Genomic DNA, 20841 nt, shown 5'->3' on the forward strand with positions numbered 1-20841 from the left:
TCGGCGGAATGATGGGGATGACCGCGGCAGGCGTGCCGCGACCATCCCGATCGCGGTTTTATTTTCCGGACAGGATGTCGTCGTAGACCTGCGCGGTGTCCTTTTCGTAGAGTGCGCCGGTGATCACGTCGAAGCCGGGCGGAATGCCGCTGGCGGCCATATTGGCGATCGAAAGCGCCACATAGCTGGTCGCCTGCGGATCCTGCCATTGTGCGGCATTGACGTAGCCGGTCAGCACCTCCTGGGTAGTGTCGAGCGAGTTGCCCCAGCCGACGACCGGGATTTCGCCCGGCTTGATGCCGGCCTGATCGAACACCCGCTTTATCGAGCCGGTCACCAGATCGCCGAGGCCGATGATCGCCTTGACCTTGGTCCTGTTAGCGGTGAGGTAGTCGACCATACGGTTGATCGCTTCGGCCTGGTCGAGCGTGGCTTCGGTGATTTCATAGGTGATGCCGAGCGGCTCGAACACGCTCTTGATGCCTTCTTCTTCCTGAACGCCATAGGTGGCGCCCGGGATTTCCACCGGCATCCAGACAAAATCGCCCTTTTTCACCAGACCCTTGTCGACCAGATACCGCGCCCAGTTCCTGCCGAAGGTGACGTTGTCGCCGCCAACATAGGCGTTGAAGTCCGCCTTCGGATCGGGCGTGTTGAAGTTGATGATCGGGATGTTTGCCGCCCGTGCTTCCCTAGCGAGCTCGATAAGGCTGCCCGGGTCGGGGCTGGTGGTGGTGATGCCGTCGGCCTTTGCAGCGATGGCCGCGCGAACCGCCTCCTGCTGGGACGACACGTCGCCATTGTGGAACGAGGTGTTGACGGTGTTGCCGGTGTCCGTCGCCCATTGCTTGGCGCCGGCGAGGAAGTAGGTCCAGACCGGATCGGCCGGGCCGCCATGCGAAATCCAGTAGAAGGTCTTGGCCTGTGCCGCCGCCGGAATGGCCAGCGCCACGATCAAGCCGAATACAAATACTCGTAGCCTTGTCAGCATTTGATTTCCTCCCATTTGAAAACTTCCTCCACCTCCGACGACGATCACGGCAAACCCTGATCGTATTTTTGCCAGCGCCGACCTGGATGCATCAGAGCATCCGCTTTTTCGACATATGGCAAGCCTCCATTTGCCAGTGGTAGTCGGCGCGCGACAAGGCGCCATCAGCGGTCCCATCAGATTGCATCAGTTTAGCTGATATTTTCCGAGCGAGGCCCCTCAATTCGAGCGCCGAGAAATCTAACGTCGCAGGCTGGGCGGGAACCTAGATGAGGTTGGCGCTGGCGAGATCGCGCATCAGATGGCTGGCGCCGTAACTCCAGTGGGGACAGTCGGGCGACAGCCGCACCCGGTTGATCAGGGCGCCGAATTTCTCCGACGAGATGGTGACGATGTCGCCGACCTGGTGCGTGAAGCCCTTGCCCTTTTCGCCGCGATCCTTCGACGGCACGAACATGGTGCCGAGATAAAGCGCCAGCCCGTCCGGGTATTGGTGATGCGGACCCATGGCGGCGGCGACCAGCTCTTCCGGCGAGCGGCTGATCTCGGCCATCGAACTGGCGCCCTCCAGCGAGAAACCGTCTTCGCCCTCGACCTTTAGACGCACGATGGCCTGCTTCACGTCATCGATGGAAAATGTCGCGTCGAACAAGCGGATGAACGGGCCGAGCGCGGCCGAGGCGTTGTTGTCCTTGGCCTTGCCGAGCAACAACGCCGAGCGCCCTTCGACGTCGCGCAGATTGACGTCGTTGCCGAGCGTCGCGCCGACGATCTTGCCGCTGCTGGCGGCGATCATGGCGATCTCCGGCTCCGGATTGTTCCAGGTGGAAACCGGATGCAGGCCGACATCGGCGCCGAAGCCGACCGACGCCATCGGCTGGCATTTGGTGAAGATTTCGGCATCAGGGCCGATGCCTACTTCCAGATATTGCGACCAGGCGCCTCGCTGGATGAGCTTTGCCTTGATCTCCATCGCCTCCGGCGAACCGGGCTTGAGCTTCGACAGATCGTGACCGATCAGCCCGGCAATGTCGGCGCGAATGGCGTCGGCTTTTTCCGCTGAGCCGCGCGCCTGCTCCTCGATGACCCGTTCGAGCAGGCTGACGACGAAGGTGACGCCCGACGCCTTGACCGCCTGCAGGTCGACCGGAGAAAGCAGGTACGGTTTTTGCGAATCGCGCGCGGCCTGGAAACTGTTGGCGGCGATCGCATCAAGTGATCCGATCGGTTCGCCTCTGGCCGCCTGGACGTACCCTGCCGGGTCTGGCATCTCGCAGACGTCGCGCACGGTTGGTGCCATGCTCAACGTGATGTCGAACACCGTGCCGTCGCGCACCGTGACCACCAGCGGATGGGACCTATCGCTTGTCCGGGCGCGGCCGATGAAGAGGCCCTCGTTGGGCAGGAGAGTGGTGTTCGTCATGGCTACGGTCCTCTGCTGTCTGGTTCTGCTGCGACGGTCGTCGCTGCCGGACCAATGGTTCACAAAGAGCCTGGCCAGCGGCGGCGGCACTTTCAACAAATTCCGGCCAAAGGTCTATCCCGTCCTCAAGGCGAGTTTTGTCAATCTGTCCGGGCGATCTCCGCGCTGCTTGACGGTGATTGCCTTTGGCGTGTCCCGATTGCGAAGCGGAAACGAGCTTTCAAAATTATGAAATGGTGACTAGGATTTTCACAACGAACTGCACTCCAGGTGATCCTTGCCCGCACCGTTTTCCGATCCGATCTGGCAGAAGCCGCAATCGGCCGCCGCACCCCAGGCGCTTGTCAGCGGTAAACCCGTCGATGTCGTCATCATCGGCGGTGGCATCATGGGCTTGTCGACTGCGTTGCATGCAGCCCGGTTCGGCTTTGCCGTGCAGGTGCTGGAAGCCGGCGAGATCGGCCAAGGCGCATCGGGCCTGAATGGCGGCCAGGTGATCCCCGGCCTGAAATATGATCCGGAATGGCTGCTGGAGCATTTTGGCCCCGAACGCGGCGAGATCCTCGTCAATTTTGCCGCCTCGACGGCGGACGCCGTCTTCGAATTGATCCGCGACGAGAAACTGGCGGTGCCGTTCGTTCGCAACGGCTGGATCCAGGCAGCGCACACCGAGACGGCGCTGAAGGCGGCGGCGAACAGGGACCGGCAGTGGCGGAACCGCGGCGCCGATGTCCGGCTTCTGAGCCAGACCGAGATCGCCGCGTTGACCGGCGCGCAGGGCTATCTCGGCGGCTGGGTCGACCGCCGCGCCGGCGTCATCGATCCGCTTGCCTACACGTCGGAACTGGCACGAATCGCCTCGGCCGCGGGCGTGAAGATCGCCGAGCACCAGAAGGTGGTGCGCCTCGATAAGAACGCCGGGCTTTGGCGTATCTCGACGGAGGGCGGCGCCGAATTGCAGGCGAAGGCGGTCATTCTGGCGACGAACGCCTATACCGGCGATCTGCTCCCCGGTCTCGCCGAGACGATCGTTCCGCTGCACTCCTTCCAGATCGCGACAGCGCCGCTGCCGGCCGATCTGGCGGCCGGGATTCTGCCGGAGGGGCAGGCGGTATCGGATTCGCGCCGCATCCTCGTTTATTACCGCAAGAGTGCCGACGGGCGGCTGGTGCTTGGCGGGCGCGGCCGGATGGCGCAGCCGACCAGCGAAGGTGACTGGGCGCATCTCGAGCGCGCGCTGCTCCGGCTCTATCCCGCGCTGTCCGGCGTCGGCATCGAAAAGCGCTGGTTTGGCCGGGTGGCGATGACGCCGGATCACCTCCCGCATATTCACGAGCCCGAGCAGGGCCTGATGGCCGTGGTCGGCTGCCAAGGCCGTGGCGTCGGCCTGATGACTGCGCTTGGCGAGCGCATTGCCGGCTATCTGGCGAGCGGCGACGCCAGGCAATTGCCGTTCCCGGTCTCGCCGATCCGGCCGATACCGTTCCACGTCTTTCGGCAAGTCGGCGTCGCCGCGACGATCGCTTGGTATCGTACGCTGGATGCATTCGAGCGCTGATTTCATACCGGCCTAGGAATCAGCTTGACAGTTTCATGATTATGAAAAACCTTTAGGGGATTTCAAATTCCGATGGGCATGCGATGTCGACCATCGTTGCAAGGCAGCCACTGCCGGAGTCCCGGTCCTCGACGGGTTTCCGGTTGGCCATGCTGCTGCCGGGCGGGCTGGTCACCTTCTTCCTGATCCTGTTTGCGCTTGGTCTCGTACTTTTCCTCGCCTTTCGCGGCAATGACGGTTCGCTGCTGGGCGCCGGTTTCACCTTTGCGAATTTCATCACGGTGGCGTCCGATCCGCTGTACTGGACGGTAACGCTGCGCTCGCTGGCCATTGCCGGCCTGGTGACGCTGGCCACGGTCGTCACCGCCTATCCCGTCGCCTACTACCTCGCCTTCCATGCCGGGCGGCGGCGCGGGCTGCTGCTGTTTCTGGTGACGCTGCCATTCTGGACCAGCTATCTCCTGCGCGTCTTCGCCTGGAAGATCGTGCTGGCCTATAATGGCGTGCTGAACTCGGCGCTCGTCGAAAGCGGCATCTGGTCCGAACCGACACTGGCGTTTCTCAACACGCCCGCCGCCGTCGTCGTCACGCTGGCTCACGCCTATGCGCCGTTCGCTATCCTGCCCATCTATGTGGCGCTGGACACGATCCCGAAATCGCTGCTCGAAGCCGCTTCCGATCTCGGCGCCAGACCGTTCACCAGCTTCCGGCGCGTCGTGCTGCCGAACTCGATGCCGGGGGTGCTGGCGGCTGCTCTCGTCGTCTTCGTGCCGACGGTCGGCGACTATGTCACTCCGGCGCTGGTCGGCGGCCCTGCCAGCACCATGATCGGTTCGCTGATCCAGGCCCAGTTCGGCAAGGCCAATGACTGGCCGTTCGGCGCCGCACTCGCCGTCGCCGTCATGCTGGTCATCCTTGCCGTGGTGCTGGTGGTGCGTTCCGCCGACCGCAGATTTGGCAGCCGGACATGAACACGGCGCGTATCGATGCAAAGCAGGGCGGCGGTTGGCTGGGCGCCTATGTCCTTGCCTATCTGGTGTTCCTGTACTTGCCGATACTGCTGATCCCGCTGTTTTCCTTCAACAATTCGATCCAGGCGGCGTTTCCGCTGCAAGGCTTCACGTTCGAATGGTACGCGACGCTGTTCGGCAATTCGGCGCTGTCCGGCGCGCTTGGGAACAGCCTCGTCATCGGTGCAACTGCCGCCACCGGCGCGACGCTCTGCGGCATCACAGTGTCCTATATGGACCTCTACGGCCGCTCGCCGCTTGCCGCCACGATCAGCGCCATCGCGCGGCTACCGATCCTGATCCCCGGCGTGATCGTCGGCATCTCGCTGCTGATCCTGGTCAACCTCATTGGCTTCGGGCCGTCACGCACTGCCATCGTGCTCGGCCACATATTGGTGGCGCTGCCGACGACGGTGGTGATCATGAAAAGCCGCTTCGCTGCTATCCCGAAGACGATCCGCGAGGCCGCGCTCGATCTCGGCGCTTCCGATTGGACGACATTCAGACGGGTCATGCTGCCGCTCAGCCTGCCCGCCATTGTGTCAGCGTTCATGCTGGCCTTCCTGACCTCCTTCGACGAGTTCATCGTCGCCTTCTTCCTCGCCGGCACCGAGCCGACGCTGCCGCTTTACATCTGGAGCCAGCTGCGATTCCCGAAGTCGCTGCCGACCGTCATGGCGCTGGGCACGGCCATTCTGGCCGTGTCATTCGTCATCGCGGCAATTGCCGAAATCCTGCGCCATCGCGGGCTCGCCGCCGCCCAACGGCCGGTGCCCGCCGAGCTGTCCAAACCAGAAGAAACCGAAAGAGGAGAACTGCAATGGCATTCGACCTGAAATCGATAAATCGCAAGACAGTCCAAGCCGGATTGGCAGCCTTCGCGTTGGCGCTTTCGTCGACCGTCGTGCTTGCGGCCGACAAGTTGCAATATTTCACCTGGTCGGGCTACGAACTGCCCGAGTTCAACAAGAGCTTCCTCGCCGCACACCCCGATGGCGTCGAGGCCTCGATGTTCGGCGACGACGATGACGCCTTCACCAAGGTCAAGGCCGGTTTCCGCCCTGATGTCGCGCATCCCTGCTACGACAAGGTGGCGCGCTGGAACAAGGAAGGCCTGCTGCAGCCGATCGACACCAAGCGCATCAAGAACTGGGATTCGATCTTTCCGGTCTTCAAGAACCTGCCCGACCTGCAGGCCGGCGACGGCAAGGTCTGGATGGTGCCGTGGGACTGGGGCAACACCTCGATCCTCTACCGCACTGATCTGGTGAAGAACCCGGAACCGAGCTGGAACCTTTTGTGGGACAAGCAGTACGCCGGGCGCATGGCGACGATCGACGCCGTCCACGACACGCCGGTGGTGGCGGCGCTTCTCGCCGGCGTCAATCCGTTCGACATGACGCCAGAGCAGATGGACAAGGTCGCGGAAAAATTGCGCGAGCAGCGCCCGCTGCTCTCGAACTACACCACCGACATGACCTCGGTCGAACAGGCGCTGGCCAGTGGCCAGCTTGTCGCCGCCATGACCTGGAACGCGTCGGCCACCTCGCTGAAGAAGCAGGGCGTGCCTGTCGAGTTCATGAAGCCTAGGGAAGGCATGCTGACCTGGGCATGCGGCTTCGTCATGCTCAAGGTCGCCAAGAATGTCGACCTCGCCTATGACTTCATCAACAGCCGGCTGGAGACGGATTCGGGAAAATACCTGATCCAGGCCTATGGTTACGGCAGCTCCAACAGCTCGGCCTTCGCCGCGGTGCCGAAGGAGGAACTGGAAAAGTTGCAGCTGCCATCCGATCCGGAAGTGATGCTGAAGACCACCGTCTTCACCGGGCCGATGAAGCAGAATGACGAACTCGCCAAGATGTTCGAGAAGGTCAAGGCAGGCGGCTGAGTTCGCTCTTCCTTCTCCCCTTGTGGGAGAAGGTGGATCGGCGCGTAGCGTCGAGACGGTTGAGGGGTGCTCGACGGAATGCGGGGTTTGCCAAGCTGGAACACCCCTCATCCGACCGAGCTTCGCTCGGCCACCTTCTCCCACAAGCGGGAGAAGGGAAAGGCAAACGAGGAAGTATGCATGGACATGCTGAACGAAGCGGCTGAAAAGCCGAAAGACGACGCCGACGTGCGGGTCGGCCGGCGCGTGCGGGCGCTTAGGCTGGAACGCAATCTTTCGCTGGCCGAGCTTGCCGCCAAGGCCGGCGTTTCGATCGGGGCGCTCAGCCAGATCGAGCGTGGCCTGTCCTCGCTTCGCGTCAAAGTGATCTGGCCGCTTGCCGCCGCTCTCGATATCGAGCCGTCGGCGCTGATCGCCGACGGCAACGGTGCCGGCAACGATCTCTATTGCGTGCGGGCCAACAGCCGTCGGCAGATCCCGGTGAAATCTGAAGGCATCGCCAAGGCGCTGCTGTCGCCGCCGGCCGCCACGCTCACCGGCATGCTGGTGACGGTGGAAGCCGGTGGTGGCACCGTCGAAGCCTACGCGCATCCCGGCCACGAATTCGGTTTCGTCCTGTCGGGCGAAGTCGAACTCGTGGTCGATTCAACCACCTATGGGCTGAAGACGGGCGACAGCTTCGCCTTCAAGAGCACCTTATTGCATGCCTTCCGCAATCCGGGCGCCGAGCGCTGCCAGATTCTCTGGGTCAACACGACCAAGCCGTCCGAGTTTCGCGATGGCGCCTGAACCTCTCGTCCGGCTGGATGCGGTCTCGAAGATTTTCCCCGGCGGCATCGTCGGTCTCGACGCCGTCGATCTCGACATTGCCCGCGGCGAGTTCCTGACCTTGCTCGGGCCCTCCGGCTGCGGCAAAACCACCAGCCTGCGGGTGATCGCCGGTTTCGAAAGCCCATCGAGCGGACGGGTGTTGCTCGAAGGCCGTGACATCACTTCGCTGCGGCCGTTCGACCGGCCGGTCAACACCGTGTTTCAGGACTATGCCCTGTTTCCGCACATGGACGTCGCCGAAAATGTCGGCTTTGGCCTGTCGCTGCGCAAGCTTTCTGGGGCTGAACAGGCAAAGCGCGTCGGCGAAGCGCTCGACATGGTCGGCCTTGCTGAGAAGCTCGGTGCCCGCGTGTTCGAATTGTCGGGCGGCCAGCGCCAGCGCGTCGCGCTCGCCCGTGCGATTGTCTGCGAACCGCGTGTGCTGTTGCTCGACGAGCCGCTGTCGGCGCTCGACGCGCATCTGCGCGAACAGATGCAGGTCGAATTGAAGCGGCTGCAGTCGCGGCTCGGCACCACTTTCGTCATGGTCACCCACGACCAGACCGAGGCCCTGTCGATCTCCGACCGCATCGTCGTCATGAACAAGGGCCGCATCGAGCAGATCGCACCGCCCGCCACGCTCTACGACAGGCCCGCCACAAAATTCGTCGCCAGTTTTATCGGCACGATGAATCTTCTGCAGTCGCGCTTTGTCGGCCGTGACGGCGATCGATTGCGTTTCAGCGCCGGCGCCCTACCGCTCGAAGCCACGTCGGAAACCGGCGAAGCGCCCGGAGAAGGCGCGGTGCGAACCATCGGTGTGCGTCCGGAGGATCTTTTAGCGACGACCGAAGCAGCGACCGGCACCGCGCCGGTGCGGGTGAGCAGCATCGTCTTTCACGGCCGCACCCTGCGCCTGCACGCCGAATTGTCGCAGGGGATACCAGTGGTGATCGATGCGCCACGCCGGGCGGAAGGTTTTCAATTCAGCGTCGGCGATGTGGCGCATATCAGCCTGCGCCGCGGCGCTAACTGCCCTATGCTGCCCGGCTGATCTGATCCCCATCCTTCCAAAAAACCGGAGCACCACCCATGAGCAATCACCTGAACTTCTTCATCGACGGAAAATGGGTCGCGCCCCTAGTGCCGGCAACGCTGGACGTGATCGATCCATCCACCGAGGAGGCCTATACGAAAATCTCCGTCGGTGGGAAGCCGGATGTGGATCGCGCTGTGGCAGCGGCGAAGGCGGCCTTTCCGGCCTTCTCGCAGACCAGCAAGGCCGAGCGCCTGAAGCTGCTGAAGCGCATCCTGGAAGTCTACAACGAGCGCTACGAGGACATCGCGCAGGCTGTCAGCCAGGAGATGGGCGCGCCGATCACCTGGGCGCGCGAGGCGCAGGCCTGGGCGGGCAGGGCGCATATGGAGTCCACCATCAAGGCGCTGGAGGATTACGAATTCAGCGAGAAGCGCGGCACCACCATGGTGGTCAAGGAGCCGATCGGCGTCTGCGCGCTGATCACGCCGTGGAACTGGCCTCTCAACCAGATCGTCTGCAAGGTGGCGCCGGCGATCGCCGCCGGCTGCACGGTCGTGCTAAAGCCTTCCGAGATCGCGCCGATCAGCGGCGTCATCTTTTCGGAAGTGATGGAAGCGGCCGGCACGCCGAAGGGCGTCTACAACATGGTCAACGGCACCGGTCCGGATGTCGGACAGGTCATGGCCGGCCATCCCGACGTCGACATGGTCTCGTTCACCGGTTCGACCCGGGCCGGCATCATCGTCGCCAAAACAGCGGCCGAGACGGTCAAGCGCGTCGCGCAGGAGCTCGGCGGCAAGTCGGCCAACATCGTGCTGCCCGATGCCGATTTCGAGAAGGCCGTGCGCAAGGGCGTCAACGCCTGTTTCGGCAATAGCGGCCAATCCTGCGATGCGCCGACGCGCATGCTGGTGCCGGCCGGCCGCCACGACGAGGCGCTTGCGATCGCCAAGAAAACAGCCGAGGCGCACAAGGTCGGCGATCCGCGCTCGGAAGAAACCAAGCTCGGGCCGGTGGTCAGCAACATCCAGTTCGACAAGATCCAGCGGCTGATCGAGGCCGGCATCGCCGAGGGTGCGACACTGGTCACCGGAGGTCCGGGCCGGCCGGAGCACCTCAATCGCGGCTACTATGTCAGGCCGACCGTCTTCGGCCACGTCACACCAGGCATGACAATCGAGCGGGAAGAAATCTTCGGGCCGGTGCTTTCGGTCATGTCCTACGATGACGATGACGACGCGGTGAAGATCGCCAACGACACCGTCTATGGCCTCGCCGCCTATGTGCAGTCAGGGGATATCGACCACGCACGCAAGATCGCCGGCCGCTTGCGCGCCGGGCAGGTCTCGATCAACTATCCGGAGTGGGACACATTCGCGCCCTTCGGCGGCTACAAGCAGTCAGGTAATGGCCGCGAATATGCCGACTGGGCGATCCATGACTTCCTCGAGATCAAGGGCATCATCGGCTACGGCGCCTAGCGCATGACTGCGAACAGCGCCGCGTGTCCAAGAAGGACGCGCGCGTAGCGTGGGCAAAGCCAAGCTATTCGGCGGCTTCGCGGACGGGGATCAAACGCCGCTCGACCTGTTGGAGATGCAGCCGCATCGCCGCGGCCGCGCCGCCGAGGTCGCGCTCGGCTATCGCTTCGACGATCCGTTCATGGTCCGCGAAGCTGTGATGGTCTGCCGGAGGGCGGGCGCCTTCTGAACGAAGACGTCCCCACACCACGGTTCGGCGCACGGCGTTCAGGACATCGAACAGGCCGAGCAGCACATTGTTGCGGCTCGCCTGCGCAATCTGCCGGTGGAGCAGATTGTCGATGTTCTCGTATTGCCGCCATGTGACGGCTTCCCGCGTCTGCACCAGCGATTGTCGCATCGAGGCGATATCGGAAAGCGTGGCGTGCAGCGCCGCTTCGCGCGCAATCTCGGGCTCGATGATGAGGCGCGCGCGCATCACGTCGGCCGGATTCGTGCGCCCGGCGATTTCCGAAATCCCGATCGTCTCCTCGACCGGTCCACTGCCGACGAAGGTGCCCCTGCCGACGTGACGCCAGATGCGGCCGTCCTTCTCGAGCACCGCCAGCGCCTTGCGCAGATCGCCGCGCGATACGCCGAGGCTCTCCGACAGTTCCCGCTCGGCAGGCAGCCGTGTCTCGCCGGCATGGTCCATCTGGGCAAGATAGGCCTGAAGCTGAACCAGGGCGGCGTGGCCGCCATTACCGGGATCGTCCATCAATTTAACCAATTCGCATATGATTTCCCTTTGCCGGTGTTAAAACGATTAGCGGAAACCGTCAACTGCCGAGTTTTCTGGGCCCGCGCATCTGCCATCGCGCAGTTTCTCCTTGACCAATCCGCTACACAGCCTTAACCAATTAAGGTAATGGTTACAAAACGGGAGGAATGACAATGGCCAGCATGACCGGACGTACCGTCCTTGCCACCGCTTTCGCTGCGGTTCTGGCATTTGCATCGCACCTGTCGGCCGCAAATGCGGGCGACATGCGCATCGCATTCGGCGACCTTCCCGGTATAGAATCCATCCAGACGCTCGCCGCGATAGAGCGCGCCAAGGAACGCGGCGTGAATGTCGAGCTCATTGTTCTCAATGACGAGGATCTGGCTGCCCAGGCGATTGTCGGCGGCCAGGCCGATGTCGGTATCGGCGCGCCCTATACTTTGATCCAGAAGGTTGGCGTGCCGATCCGCATCTTTGCGCAGATATCGACGCTGCGCTTCTTTCCTGTCGTCAACAGCGAATTTTACAAGGAATGGAAGGATTTGGACGGGCAGGAAGTCGCCGTTCAGGCGCGCGGCTCCGGCACAGAGGCGGTCATGCTCCTGATGGCGAAAAACCACGGCATCAAGCTCGGCAACATCAGCTATGTCCCGGGTTCCGAGGTTCGCCGCAATGCGCTGCTGCAGGGGACCATCAAGGCGTCGATCGTCGATGCCGCCAACAGGCGCGCGCTTGAGGCCGAAGCCCCCGGCAAGTTCATCGTCCTGCCGGTCGAGGATCTCGGCGCCTCGGACGAAGCGCTTTTCGCGACCGCAGACTATCTGAAGAACAACGCCGCCGACGTCGACATCCTGGTCGAGGAACTGATGAAGACCGCGCGTGAAATAACTGAGAATCCAACCGTGGCGGTCGAGCTCCGCAACAAGTACAAACTGCTGCCGGATCTCGGCGCGGAGGCTGATAGCGAAATCACCGAATACTACAAGGAAACCGCGGAAGCCGGCAGCCTTGCGCTGAATGGCGGCGGAGCGGATGCGGCCAGAGACGACTTTGCCTTCTTCAGCCTTGCCGGCCAGATCGAAGGCGATCCCGCGAGCCTCAAGGTCGAGGACTTCTGGGATGTCTCCGCAATCGACCGCGCCGTCGCCAAGCTCGGCAAGAAATAGGCGGCCTGCCGGATGGCCGTAAGCATTAGAACCGACGGCGAGGCTGCCGACCTCGCTTCTCCATCGGCTCGAAGCGCAACGGGCGCATCGTGGGACCAGCCGATCCTGCTCAGGCTGGTGTCGATCGCTCTGTTCGCGGGAATTTGGGAAGTGGCCGGGCGTATTCCCGTCAGCTTCGCCTTTCCGACTTTTTCCGACACCATCGTCGCATTTTTCGGATTGCTCGCCGACGGCAGCTTGGCAACTGCTTATCTTTCAACACTGCAGCCGCTGTTGCTCGGCGTTGTCCTGTCGGCGTTCCTGGGTGTCGGCCTCGGCACGATCTGTGGCCTGTGGCGCACCGGCGAATGGCTGGTGATCCCTGTGTTCATCGTGCTTCAGGCAGCACCTGTCGCCGCCTTCATTCCAATGGTCACCTTCGTCTACGGAATAGGCATGACCGCCAAAACGCTCGCCGTCATGATCCTGGCGCTGCCGGTCATCGTGCTCAATACCTACAAGGCCGTGCGCAACGTCAACGAGTCGCTGCTGGTCATGTGCCGATCATTCCTGGGCACACGTTGGCAGACCGTCGCCAAGATCATTCTTCCGGACGCCAGTCCAGTGATTTTTGCCGGTTTGCGCCTCGGCGTCGCTGCCGGGTTCGTCGGCGTGGTGCTCGCCGAGCTGCTGATCACCCCGACCGGCATCGGCGACCTCATAACCTTCCACCGCTCGCGCGCAGACTACGCCGAGATGTACGCAACAATTGCCTCGATCATTGCGCTTTCCACCCTGACGCTCGTCCTACTGCAGTGGGTGGAAGTCCGTGTTTTCAGGCCGGAGAGTAGAGGTGCTTAAGATGGGCGCGACCGCATTGCGAAATGGACCGTCGCCGGTTCCCGCACCGATCGATTCAATCGTGGAGGTGAGAGGAATTTCCAAGACCTACGGCAATGTCGAGGCGCTGCGCGGCATCGACCTCGACTTTCCCAGGGGCAAGCTGACCAGCCTTCTCGGACCCAGCGGTTGCGGAAAGACGACCCTGTTGAAGATCATAGCGGGGCTGATACGGGCCGATGGCGGCACTGTCGGGATCAACGGCAAGCGCGTCAGCGCGCCAGGCCCCGAACGCGCTTTCGTGTTCCAGGACTTTGCGCTGATGCCTTGGGCGACCGTGATGCGCAATGTAGCCTTCGGACTTGAATTGCGCGGCACCAACAAGGCCGAGCGTGAGGAGATCGCCCGCCGCTATATAGCTGAGGTGGGTCTCGCCGGCTTCGAGGACAAATACCCGCACGAGTTGTCGGGCGGCATGCGCCAACGCGTCGGCCTGGCGCGGGCCTTGTCGGTCGATGCCGACGTCCTGCTCCTCGATGAACCGTTTTCGGCGGTCGACGAGCAGAACCGGCGGAAGTTCCAGGAAGATCTGATCCGACTGCGCACCAGCCAGAACAAGACCTTCATCTTCGTCACGCACTCGATCGAGGAGGCAGTCTACATCTCCGACCGCATCGTCTTGCTGTCACCGAGACCCGGCCGGGTGTCGCAGATCATTGAACCGGAAATCGATCGCTCCGGCGACCCCGAGCGCATTCATCGCGACAGGCACTATCTCGATACGGTCGAGGAGATATGGCAGGGGCTGAAGCAGTATGTGGAGTGACCGGTCATGACCCTGTTTGGCTACCGAGTACCAATGATGGCGTCCCTGCTCGTCTGGTGCGTCGTATGGGAAATCGTCGGCCGGCTGGACCTTGTCTTTCTGCTGCCACCGTTTAGCGACGTGCTGGCTGCAGCGGTCGGTTTGGTGCAGACCCCGTCCTGGCAGAGCGCGACGGTCACGACCCTTCGCGCCTTCGCCATGGGCATGGCGCTGTCGATCGTAATCGGCGTGCCTCTGGGCATCCTGATGGGACGTGTCAAGATCGCCGACGACCTGCTCGGCATGTGGGTCAATATCTTTTCAAGCGCACCGCTCTCGGCGATCGTCCCGGTGCTGATGATCCTGTTCGGCTTCGGCGAGCAGACGATCGTTGCGGCGGTGTTCCTGTTTGCGATCTGGATCATCGTACTCGACACGCGCGCCGGGGTCCGCCACATCTCGCCGTCGCTGATCGAGATGGCGCGTTCCTATGGCGCCTCGCGTCCGGCCCTTTATACCAAGATCATCCTGTGGGCGGCGCTTCCGGAGATCCTTGCCGGCATCCGCCTCGGCCTCATCCGCGGCGTCAAGGGCGTCGTCATCGGCCAGTTGCTCGTCGCCATCGTCGGCTACGGCGCGCTGTTCGAGACCTTCTCGCGAAATTTCCGCATGGCCGAATTCTGGGCCCTGACCATCATCCTTTTTGCCTTCGCCCTGCTGATTGCCGAACTGATCGAAAGGGCCGAAGCCAAAGTCGAATACTATGCAGGAGCAAGACAGTGAACATGCACGGCACGACCTCAAGCTACGTCATCGAACCGAACGCAATCCCCAGCATCCCGGTGGCGGGAACTGACAAGATGTTTCCGGTGCACCGGGTCTATTGCGTCGGACGGAACTATGCCGCGCACGCAGTCGAGATGGGACACGACCCCAACAAGGAGCCGCCATTCTTCTTCCAGAAGAATCCCGACAACCTCGATACGACAGGAGAATTTCCGTATCCTCCGGCCTCCAACGATGTCCATCACGAGATCGAAATGGTCGTGGCGCTGAAGAGCGGCGGCACGGACATCGCGGCCGAAAAGGCTCTGGACTGCGTGTTCGGTTATGGCGTAGGTCTCGACATGACCCGGCGCGACCTGCAAGGTAAGGCGAAGGACATGGGCCGTCCATGGGAGGTCGGCAAGGCCTTCGAGGCATCGGCGCCATGCACGCCATTGGTTCCGGCAAGTTCGATCGGTCATCCAACCCAGGGAGCGATTTGGCTGGACGTCAATGGCGAGCGAAAACAAACCGGCGATCTCAACCAGATGATTTGGAAAGTTCCGGAAATGATCAGCTATCTCTCGGGTCTCTTCACGCTGATGCCGGGGGACATCATTCTTTCCGGCACGCCGGCGGGCGTCGGGGCAGTTGTTCGCGGTGATGTTCTTCGCGGTCATATCGATGGCGTCGGCGACCTAGAGGTTCGCGTTGTCTGAAGCGGCGTCGCTCATTGAACGGCTTGCTGTCGGAGCGGACGATGCGCCGGCGATTTCGGCACCCGACAGGATCACGCTCACCCATGGCGGACTGCGCCGCCTGATCTCTGAAACGGCAGCGCAACTGCACGCGCTGGGCCTGGGCCGCGGCGATCGGGTGGCCATCGTGCTGGCGAACGGGCCGGAGATGGCGACGGCCTTTGTCGCGGTGGCCGCGGCGGCGTCCACGGCGCCGCTCAACCCGGCCTACCGGGCCGACGAGCTTGACTTCTACTTGACCGACATTGGCGCCAAGGCGATCCTAGTTGCCGAGGACGAAAGCGGCCCGGCGATTGCCGTTGCCGAGCGCCTGGGCATAGCGGTGCTCAGGCTCGCAGCACTGCGTGACGCGCCTGCCGGAAGCTTCAAGATCGAGGGCCAACCGATCGGCCCGCCGGCTACGCCCGAATTGGCTGAGGACGGCGACATCGCGCTGTTGCTGCACACTTCAGGCACCACGTCACGACCCAAGCTGGTGCCGCTCAGCCATGCCAATCTTGCCGCCTCGGCCGCCCATATCGGCGCGACGCTCGGCCTGACATCAGGCGATCGCTGCCTCAACATCATGCCGCTGTTCCACATCCATGGTCTGATCGCGGCGGTGCTGTCCTCGCTCGCCGCCGGCGGCAGCGTCTTCTGCACGCCGGGCTTCAACGCGCTGCGCTTCTTCCATTGGCTAAGCGAGGCGCGGCCGAGCTGGTACACGGCCGTGCCGACCATGCATCAGGCGATCCTGCCTCGGGCGGCACGCAATGCCGATGCACTGGCAGCGGCGCCTCTTCGCTTCATCCGCTCGTCCTCGGCATCGCTGCCGCCGCAAGTGATGGCCGAGCTTGAGGCGACCTTCGGCTGTCCGGTGATCGAATCCTACGGCATGACCGAGGCCGCCCACCAGATGGCCTCGAACCGGTTGCCGCCAGGCCTGCGCAAGCCGGGCAGCGTCGGCGCCGCCGCCGGACCGGAGGTGGCGGTGATGGCGCTGGACGGGCAATTGCTGAAGCCCGGTGAGACCGGCGAGATCGTCATTCGCGGGCCTAATGTCACCGCGGGCTACGAGAAGAATCCGGACGCCAATGCCACTGCCTTCGCGCATGGCTGGTTTCATACCGGCGACCAGGGTGTGCTCGACGGCGACGGCTATCTGCGCGTCACCGGCCGGCTCAAGGAGATCATCAACCGCGGCGGCGAGAAGATCTCGCCGCTCGAGGTCGATGACGTGCTGATGGACCATCCGGCGGTGGCGCAGGTCGTCACTTTCGCCACACCACACGACAAGCTCGGGGAGGAGGTCGCGGCTGCGATCGTGCTGCGCGAGGGCATGGCCGCTACCGAAGGCGATATCCGCAGCTTCGCCGCGATGCGGCTTGCCGACTTCAAGGTGCCGCGCATTGTCCTGATCCTGGACGAAATCCCGAAGGGCGCGACGGGCAAGCTGCAGCGCATCGGTCTCGCGACCAAACTGGGTCTTGTCAAACCCGGGCTTGCCAAACCCGGGCTTGGATGATGATGCGGATCACGATTTTTGGTGCCGGCGCGATCGGCGGCTATCTCGCGGCCAAACTTGCCATGGCCGGCCGGGTCGATCTGTCGATCATGGCGCGCGGCGCTCATCTCGATGCGATCAAGACGGCCGGACTTCGCCTGATCGAAGACGGTCTTGAATCCGTCGCCTCTGTCAGGGCCGCCGCGCAAGCGCAGGAGCTAGGCGTCCAGGACTATGTCGTACTGGCGCTCAAGGCCCATTCTCTCGCGCCGGCGCTCGACCAGATCGCGCCGCTGCTGGGCGAGGGGACGGCTGTCGTCACCATGCAGAATGGCGTGCCGTGGTGGTACTTCCACAAGATCGGCGGTTCGCTCGAAGGCACGCGGTTGCAAGCAGTGGATCCCGGTGGAGTGATCTGGGATCGGCTTGGGCCGGATCGCGTCATCGGCTCGGTCGTGTATCCCGCGGCTGAGGTGGATGCGCCCGGCCTGGTCCGCCATATCGAGGGAAGACGCTTTTCGCTCGGCGAGCCCTCGGGCGAGAAGAGCGAACGTGTCACGCGGCTTGCTGCGGAGATGGTTGCGGCAGGGCTGCAGGTGCCGGTTCGCGACGACATCCGAAGTGAGATCTGGGTGAAGCTCTGGGGCAATCTCTCCTTCAACCCCATTTCCGCGCTGACCGGCAGCACGCTTGCGGCAATCGCTGCCGACGAGGCAACCCGCACGCTTGCCCGCACCATGATGTTGGAGGCGCAGGCGATCGGCGAAAGTCTCGGCGTGCGTTTCCCGATAAATGTCGACCGCCGTATCAAGGGGGCCGGCGATGTCGGCGAGCACAAGACCTCGATGCTGCAGGATCTGGAGCGCGGCCGACCAATGGAGATCGATGCGCTGGTGACGGCGGTTCAGGAACTCGGCCGGTTGACTGGCCAGCCAACGCCCACCATCGACAACGTGCTGGCGCTGGTGCGCCGCCTCGCCATCGAGCGCGGCTGCTATCTGACGTAAGCTAGGGCAGGCGGGTTCACGTCGAAAAAACCCATCTGCAGGCGTAGGACGCTGGCAGCTGAACGGCTATGACGATTCCGTGGCCGCCATGTGAGCGCGAAACAACGCCGCTTCAGAGCCTCTTAACGTAATCCGCAAGCTGGTCGGCCACGGTGCCCCAGCCATCGAAAAAGCCCATCTCGTCATGGTTCTTGCGTGTGGCTTCATCGCGGTGGATGGCGGTCGCGATGTAGCGTGTCGCCTTGCCTTCCGGGTGCAATGATATGACCGCTGTGATGAACGGGTCCCCTGACGGCCGATAGCCGGGCAGCAACGCATCGGTCCACACCAGCCGCTCGTTAGGCACGATGTCGAGGTAGCAGCAATGCCGGTCGTTGACCTCCTTGCCATCAGGCGACTGCATGCGGGTCCGGAACAGGCCGCCGGGCCTGAGGTCGATCTCGCAATCGGTGACGATCCACGGCTTCGGTGTGAACCACTGCCGAACATGCTCGGGCGTCGTCCAGGCTGTCCACAAAAGCTCGCGCGGCGCTTCGATGACGCGTTCGAGGACGAGATCGAGTTTCGGGTCGGGTTTGAAAAGCGGGGTCGAACTCATTTGTCTTTCTCCTTGAGTGTCATCACGTAGGCATCGAACTGGTCGAGGCGGCGTTCCCACAGTGCGCGCTGCTCGGCCAGCCAATTTTCCGCGACCTTCAGCGGCTCCGGCGCGAGCCGGTAAGTCCTGACGCGGCCGGCCTTTTCGGAACGCACCAGCCCGCAGCCTTCCAGAACCCTGAGATGTTCGATGAAGGAGGGCAGAGCCATCTCGAACGGCTGGGCGAGCTCACTGACCGATGCCGGGCTTCGGTTCAGCCGCTCGACCACGCGCCGCCGCGTCGGATCGGCCAGCGCTCGGAAAATGCCGTCGATCGGCGGGACGCTAGGACTCGAGGTCTGTGGGCTTGTTGCGACGGTCATGTCTTCCTCGCGCCACTGCGCATGGCCAAAGATGGTTCGGAAAACACTTAGGAAAATTCCTTAGTATAGGCAAGCCCAAAAGTTCTGAGGATGCCTGCGGGGTCTCTGACAAAATCTGAAGGGTGGTTTAGGGTGCCGCCAGATTCGACGAACGATCAGTCCGAGGGGCCAAAATTTTGACCATCACGATGTACGGCATCACCAATTGCGATACGATCAAGAAGGCCCGTGTCTGGCTGGAAAGCCACGATGTCGCCTACCGCTTTCATGACTACAGGGTCGAAGGACTGGACGCGGACCGGCTGAACGGCTGGTCCCGCAAAGTCGGCTGGGAAATCCTGCTTAACAAGGCGAGCACGACGTTTCGCGAACTGTCGGACAACGACAAGCTGAGCCTCGACGAGAAGAAGGCCAAGGCGCTGATGTTGGCCAACCCGACGATGATCAAGCGGCCGGTCCTCGAACTTGGCGATCGCATCCTCGTCGGCTTCAAGCCTGATGTTTACCAGCAGGCGGTGGGCGGGTTGAAGTAGCGGGACGGGACGCTTTTCGCGCTCCAGTTCGAGAGCCTGCTTGCCGCGCCGGTCTCAATTCCGCCAGGCGAATTGGGTCGCGGGGAAGACCTTGGCCTGCCTGGCCGACAGCGCGTCCCATGCTTCGCGGCTGCGTGGGTCCGGCTCGATTGTCTCGGCGATGCTCGTCATGGCGTCCGCGGCCTCAGCAAAACTCTCGAACCATCCGATGCCGACCGCAGCGCTAATGGCTGCGCCGAGGGAGGAGGCTTCAGCGTTGTGACCCTTATGGATCGAGATCCCGGTCGCGTCCGCGATCATTTTTGTCCAAAGTTTGCTGTTGGCGCCGCCGCCGATCGCCACCATTTGCGCCGGCGAAAGACCATGGCTGCGCATCTCTTCGAGAGCCCTGGCGGTTTGCAGCGTCATCGCCTCTAGCCCCGCACGATAAAAATGACCGAGCGTGTGCGAGGGGTGCATGCCGATGAAGCTCGCGCGTGCGCTCGGATCCCAATGCGGGTCCATGCAACCGACCAGGGTGGTGCCGGCGAGAAGTCCGTCCGAGCCGATCGGGACGGCCGCCGCTTCCCTTTCCAGGCGGTCGAAGATCGCCGGATCGGAGCGTCCGCCGGCAAACATGTCTACGAACCAGTTGACGAAATAGACACCCGCCCGCTGCACTGCCTCGAGGAAATAGCCATCGCCTGTCGGCGAGGTCATGGTGCGCCAGAAGGCGCCGACCACCGGTTCCCGCGACCAGATTCCCGCGATGATCGCAGTTCCGAGATTGAGATAGACGACGCCGTCGCGCATGGCATTGACGCCGAGCCCGGCGCATTGCCCATCGCCGCCGGCGGCAATCACCGGCGTTCCTTCGGCTAGCCCTGTTGCGGCGGCGGCCGCGGCATGGACGGTCCCGAGCCGCGTGCCGGACCGCACCGCGTTGGGAAGTTGCGACGGCTTGATGCCGAGATGATCGAGGATCGGCTGCGACCATGCCTTGCGCGAGATGTCGAAGAGACCGAACGGATCGGCACTCGTCCAGCTCGCACTCGGCGTTCCCGTCAGTTTCAGCGTCAGATAACCGTGCACGTCGAGGATTTTATTCGCATGGTCCAACCGTTTCGGTTCGTTCTCGCGCAGCCACTTCAGGCGGTAGACCACCGGCGTCACATCGATCGGCTTGCCGGTGATCGCTTGCAGCCGCTCACGGCCGATTTCCGCCGCGAAACGGTCGACCAGCCCGGCGGCGCGTTCGTCGAGCCAAAGGCTCGCGGGTCCGATCGGCTCGCCGGCGCCGTCGATGAGGGCAACGGTCTCGCGCTGGTTGGAGATCGCGATACCGGCGATGCGTTTCGCATCGACCGCGCCGACAAGCTGTCGCAGCGCCACTGTTGCGGCCCGCCACCAGTCGGTGACCTCCTGCTCGACATAGTCCGGCCTCGGCTTCATCAGATCGAGCGGCGCGCGGCCTTCCGCCACGGCTCGTCCGTCCCGGCTCCAGGCAATCGCCTTGCAGGATTGCGTGGAACTGTCGAGGCCGACGACAAGGGGTCCGTCGCTGCTGCCCATGATTGTCCTCCCGAGACGATGAGTTCCA

21 protein-coding genes are annotated in these 20841 nt (G+C 63.1%); 15 read left to right on the forward strand and 6 right to left on the reverse strand.

Annotated features, from left to right (window positions below):
• Positions 1 to 58: 58 nt before the first annotated feature.
• Together ACWUKX_RS02970 and ACWUKX_RS02975 are read right to left on the reverse strand one after the other, a co-directional pair.
• On the reverse strand, positions 59 to 991 hold the full coding sequence (locus ACWUKX_RS02970; protein WP_456003680.1) for a substrate-binding domain-containing protein: 933 nt from the start codon (positions 989 to 991) through the stop codon (positions 59 to 61).
• A 265-nt stretch (positions 992 to 1256) separates the two neighbouring features.
• A complete protein-coding gene (locus ACWUKX_RS02975; protein ID WP_456003682.1) occupies positions 1257 to 2414 on the reverse strand; it encodes a fumarylacetoacetate hydrolase family protein in 1158 nt (385 codons plus the stop codon).
• 277 nt (positions 2415 to 2691) lie between these two features.
• Here ACWUKX_RS02975 and ACWUKX_RS02980 point away from each other — a divergent pair, with 277 nt between their 5' ends.
• The 7 genes from ACWUKX_RS02980 to ACWUKX_RS03010 all read left to right on the forward strand — a co-directional run bounded on the left by ACWUKX_RS02980 (position 2692) and on the right by ACWUKX_RS03010 (position 10203).
• Positions 2692 to 3972, forward strand: coding sequence for an NAD(P)/FAD-dependent oxidoreductase (locus tag ACWUKX_RS02980; protein ID WP_456003685.1), 1281 nt, complete (start codon positions 2692 to 2694; stop codon positions 3970 to 3972).
• A gap of 83 nt (positions 3973 to 4055) precedes the next feature.
• Positions 4056 to 4943, forward strand: coding sequence for an ABC transporter permease (locus ACWUKX_RS02985; protein ID WP_456003688.1), 888 nt, complete (start codon positions 4056 to 4058; stop codon positions 4941 to 4943).
• Positions 4940 to 5818 (forward strand): ABC transporter permease, encoded by an 879-nt coding sequence (locus ACWUKX_RS02990; protein ID WP_456003691.1) that lies wholly within the window; start codon positions 4940 to 4942, stop codon positions 5816 to 5818. Before ACWUKX_RS02985 ends, ACWUKX_RS02990 begins: the two co-directional genes overlap by 4 nt.
• A complete protein-coding gene (locus ACWUKX_RS02995; protein ID WP_456003693.1) occupies positions 5803 to 6873 on the forward strand; it encodes an ABC transporter substrate-binding protein in 1071 nt (356 codons plus the stop codon). Before ACWUKX_RS02990 ends, ACWUKX_RS02995 begins: the two co-directional genes overlap by 16 nt.
• Before the next feature lie 180 nt (positions 6874 to 7053).
• The gene (locus tag ACWUKX_RS03000; protein WP_456003695.1) at positions 7054 to 7662 is read left to right on the forward strand and encodes a cupin domain-containing protein; all 609 of its coding nucleotides are present in this window, start codon (positions 7054 to 7056) and stop codon (positions 7660 to 7662) included.
• A complete protein-coding gene (locus ACWUKX_RS03005; protein WP_127210336.1) occupies positions 7652 to 8737 on the forward strand; it encodes an ABC transporter ATP-binding protein in 1086 nt (361 codons plus the stop codon). The genes ACWUKX_RS03000 and ACWUKX_RS03005 overlap by 11 nt, the downstream gene beginning before the upstream one ends.
• A 38-nt stretch (positions 8738 to 8775) precedes the next feature.
• Positions 8776 to 10203 carry an aldehyde dehydrogenase family protein gene (locus ACWUKX_RS03010; RefSeq protein WP_456003698.1) on the forward strand — a complete coding sequence of 476 codons (1428 nt, stop codon included), beginning with the start codon at positions 8776 to 8778 and terminating at the stop codon, positions 10201 to 10203.
• A gap of 64 nt (positions 10204 to 10267) precedes the next feature.
• On the opposite strand, the gene ACWUKX_RS03015 is transcribed toward ACWUKX_RS03010, so the two are convergent.
• The gene (locus ACWUKX_RS03015; protein WP_065010097.1) at positions 10268 to 10960 is read right to left on the reverse strand and encodes a FadR/GntR family transcriptional regulator; all 693 of its coding nucleotides are present in this window, start codon (positions 10958 to 10960) and stop codon (positions 10268 to 10270) included.
• Between the two features lie 176 nt (positions 10961 to 11136).
• On the opposite strand from ACWUKX_RS03015, the gene ACWUKX_RS03020 reads away from it, so the two are divergent.
• Genes ACWUKX_RS03020 through ACWUKX_RS03050 form a run of 7 tightly spaced genes read left to right on the forward strand, consistent with a single transcriptional unit; the run spans position 11137 to position 17769 of the window.
• Positions 11137 to 12132 (forward strand): ABC transporter substrate-binding protein, encoded by a 996-nt coding sequence (locus tag ACWUKX_RS03020; protein WP_287336448.1) that lies wholly within the window; start codon positions 11137 to 11139, stop codon positions 12130 to 12132.
• A gap of 12 nt (positions 12133 to 12144) precedes the next feature.
• Positions 12145 to 12972, forward strand: coding sequence for an ABC transporter permease (locus ACWUKX_RS03025; protein ID WP_456003701.1), 828 nt, complete (start codon positions 12145 to 12147; stop codon positions 12970 to 12972).
• A gap of 1 nt (position 12973) precedes the next feature.
• Positions 12974 to 13777, forward strand: a complete 804-nt coding sequence (locus ACWUKX_RS03030; RefSeq protein WP_456004085.1) for an ABC transporter ATP-binding protein — start codon at positions 12974 to 12976, stop codon at positions 13775 to 13777.
• Between the two features lie 6 nt (positions 13778 to 13783).
• Entirely contained in the window at positions 13784 to 14539 is a 756-nt protein-coding gene (locus ACWUKX_RS03035) for an ABC transporter permease (protein WP_065010101.1), read from the forward strand.
• A gap of 2 nt (positions 14540 to 14541) precedes the next feature.
• Positions 14542 to 15240: a fumarylacetoacetate hydrolase family protein gene (locus ACWUKX_RS03040; protein ID WP_095518234.1), complete on the forward strand. Its 699-nt coding sequence runs from the start codon at positions 14542 to 14544 to the stop codon at positions 15238 to 15240.
• Positions 15233 to 16783, forward strand: coding sequence for an acyl--CoA ligase (locus ACWUKX_RS03045; RefSeq protein WP_456003704.1), 1551 nt, complete (start codon positions 15233 to 15235; stop codon positions 16781 to 16783). The genes ACWUKX_RS03040 and ACWUKX_RS03045 overlap by 8 nt, the downstream gene beginning before the upstream one ends.
• A gap of 2 nt (positions 16784 to 16785) precedes the next feature.
• Positions 16786 to 17769 (forward strand): 2-dehydropantoate 2-reductase, encoded by a 984-nt coding sequence (locus ACWUKX_RS03050; RefSeq protein WP_456004087.1) that lies wholly within the window; start codon positions 16786 to 16788, stop codon positions 17767 to 17769.
• 112 nt (positions 17770 to 17881) lie between these two features.
• Here ACWUKX_RS03050 and ACWUKX_RS03055 read toward each other — a convergent pair whose 3' ends face one another.
• Both ACWUKX_RS03055 and ACWUKX_RS03060 read right to left on the reverse strand, forming a co-directional pair.
• Entirely contained in the window at positions 17882 to 18367 is a 486-nt protein-coding gene (locus tag ACWUKX_RS03055; protein ID WP_456003707.1) for an SRPBCC family protein, read from the reverse strand.
• On the reverse strand, positions 18364 to 18729 hold the full coding sequence (locus tag ACWUKX_RS03060; protein ID WP_095518237.1) for an ArsR/SmtB family transcription factor: 366 nt from the start codon (positions 18727 to 18729) through the stop codon (positions 18364 to 18366). The genes ACWUKX_RS03055 and ACWUKX_RS03060 overlap by 4 nt, the downstream gene beginning before the upstream one ends.
• Before the next feature lie 176 nt (positions 18730 to 18905).
• Here ACWUKX_RS03060 and ACWUKX_RS03065 point away from each other — a divergent pair, with 176 nt between their 5' ends.
• The gene (locus ACWUKX_RS03065) at positions 18906 to 19262 is read left to right on the forward strand and encodes an ArsC family reductase (RefSeq protein WP_456003710.1); all 357 of its coding nucleotides are present in this window, start codon (positions 18906 to 18908) and stop codon (positions 19260 to 19262) included.
• Between the two features lie 54 nt (positions 19263 to 19316).
• Here ACWUKX_RS03065 and ACWUKX_RS03070 read toward each other — a convergent pair whose 3' ends face one another.
• Positions 19317 to 20813 carry a xylulokinase gene (locus ACWUKX_RS03070; RefSeq protein ID WP_456003713.1) on the reverse strand — a complete coding sequence of 499 codons (1497 nt, stop codon included), beginning with the start codon at positions 20811 to 20813 and terminating at the stop codon, positions 19317 to 19319.
• Between the last annotated feature and the right edge of the window lie 28 nt (positions 20814 to 20841).

Source organism: Mesorhizobium sp. f-mel, from assembly GCF_053850215.1.

Coding starts and splice junctions, on each gene's coding strand:
- ACWUKX_RS03015 (WP_065010097.1), bottom strand. CDS start 10,960: ATGGACGATCCCGGTAATGGCGGCCACGCCGCCCTGGTTCAGCTTCAG.
- ACWUKX_RS03070 (WP_456003713.1), bottom strand. CDS start 20,813: ATGGGCAGCAGCGACGGACCCCTTGTCGTCGGCCTCGACAGTTCCACG.
- ACWUKX_RS03005 (WP_127210336.1), top strand. CDS start 7,652: ATGGCGCCTGAACCTCTCGTCCGGCTGGATGCGGTCTCGAAGATTTTC.
- ACWUKX_RS03050 (WP_456004087.1), top strand. CDS start 16,786: ATGCGGATCACGATTTTTGGTGCCGGCGCGATCGGCGGCTATCTCGCG.
- ACWUKX_RS03010 (WP_456003698.1), top strand. CDS start 8,776: ATGAGCAATCACCTGAACTTCTTCATCGACGGAAAATGGGTCGCGCCC.
- ACWUKX_RS03025 (WP_456003701.1), top strand. CDS start 12,145: ATGGCCGTAAGCATTAGAACCGACGGCGAGGCTGCCGACCTCGCTTCT.
- ACWUKX_RS03060 (WP_095518237.1), bottom strand. CDS start 18,729: ATGACCGTCGCAACAAGCCCACAGACCTCGAGTCCTAGCGTCCCGCCG.
- ACWUKX_RS02990 (WP_456003691.1), top strand. CDS start 4,940: ATGAACACGGCGCGTATCGATGCAAAGCAGGGCGGCGGTTGGCTGGGC.
- ACWUKX_RS02995 (WP_456003693.1), top strand. CDS start 5,803: ATGGCATTCGACCTGAAATCGATAAATCGCAAGACAGTCCAAGCCGGA.
- ACWUKX_RS03000 (WP_456003695.1), top strand. CDS start 7,054: ATGGACATGCTGAACGAAGCGGCTGAAAAGCCGAAAGACGACGCCGAC.
- ACWUKX_RS03055 (WP_456003707.1), bottom strand. CDS start 18,367: ATGAGTTCGACCCCGCTTTTCAAACCCGACCCGAAACTCGATCTCGTC.
- ACWUKX_RS03020 (WP_287336448.1), top strand. CDS start 11,137: ATGGCCAGCATGACCGGACGTACCGTCCTTGCCACCGCTTTCGCTGCG.
- ACWUKX_RS02985 (WP_456003688.1), top strand. CDS start 4,056: ATGTCGACCATCGTTGCAAGGCAGCCACTGCCGGAGTCCCGGTCCTCG.
- ACWUKX_RS03040 (WP_095518234.1), top strand. CDS start 14,542: ATGCACGGCACGACCTCAAGCTACGTCATCGAACCGAACGCAATCCCC.
- ACWUKX_RS03030 (WP_456004085.1), top strand. CDS start 12,974: ATGGGCGCGACCGCATTGCGAAATGGACCGTCGCCGGTTCCCGCACCG.
- ACWUKX_RS03035 (WP_065010101.1), top strand. CDS start 13,784: ATGACCCTGTTTGGCTACCGAGTACCAATGATGGCGTCCCTGCTCGTC.
- ACWUKX_RS02975 (WP_456003682.1), bottom strand. CDS start 2,414: ATGACGAACACCACTCTCCTGCCCAACGAGGGCCTCTTCATCGGCCGC.
- ACWUKX_RS02970 (WP_456003680.1), bottom strand. CDS start 991: ATGCTGACAAGGCTACGAGTATTTGTATTCGGCTTGATCGTGGCGCTG.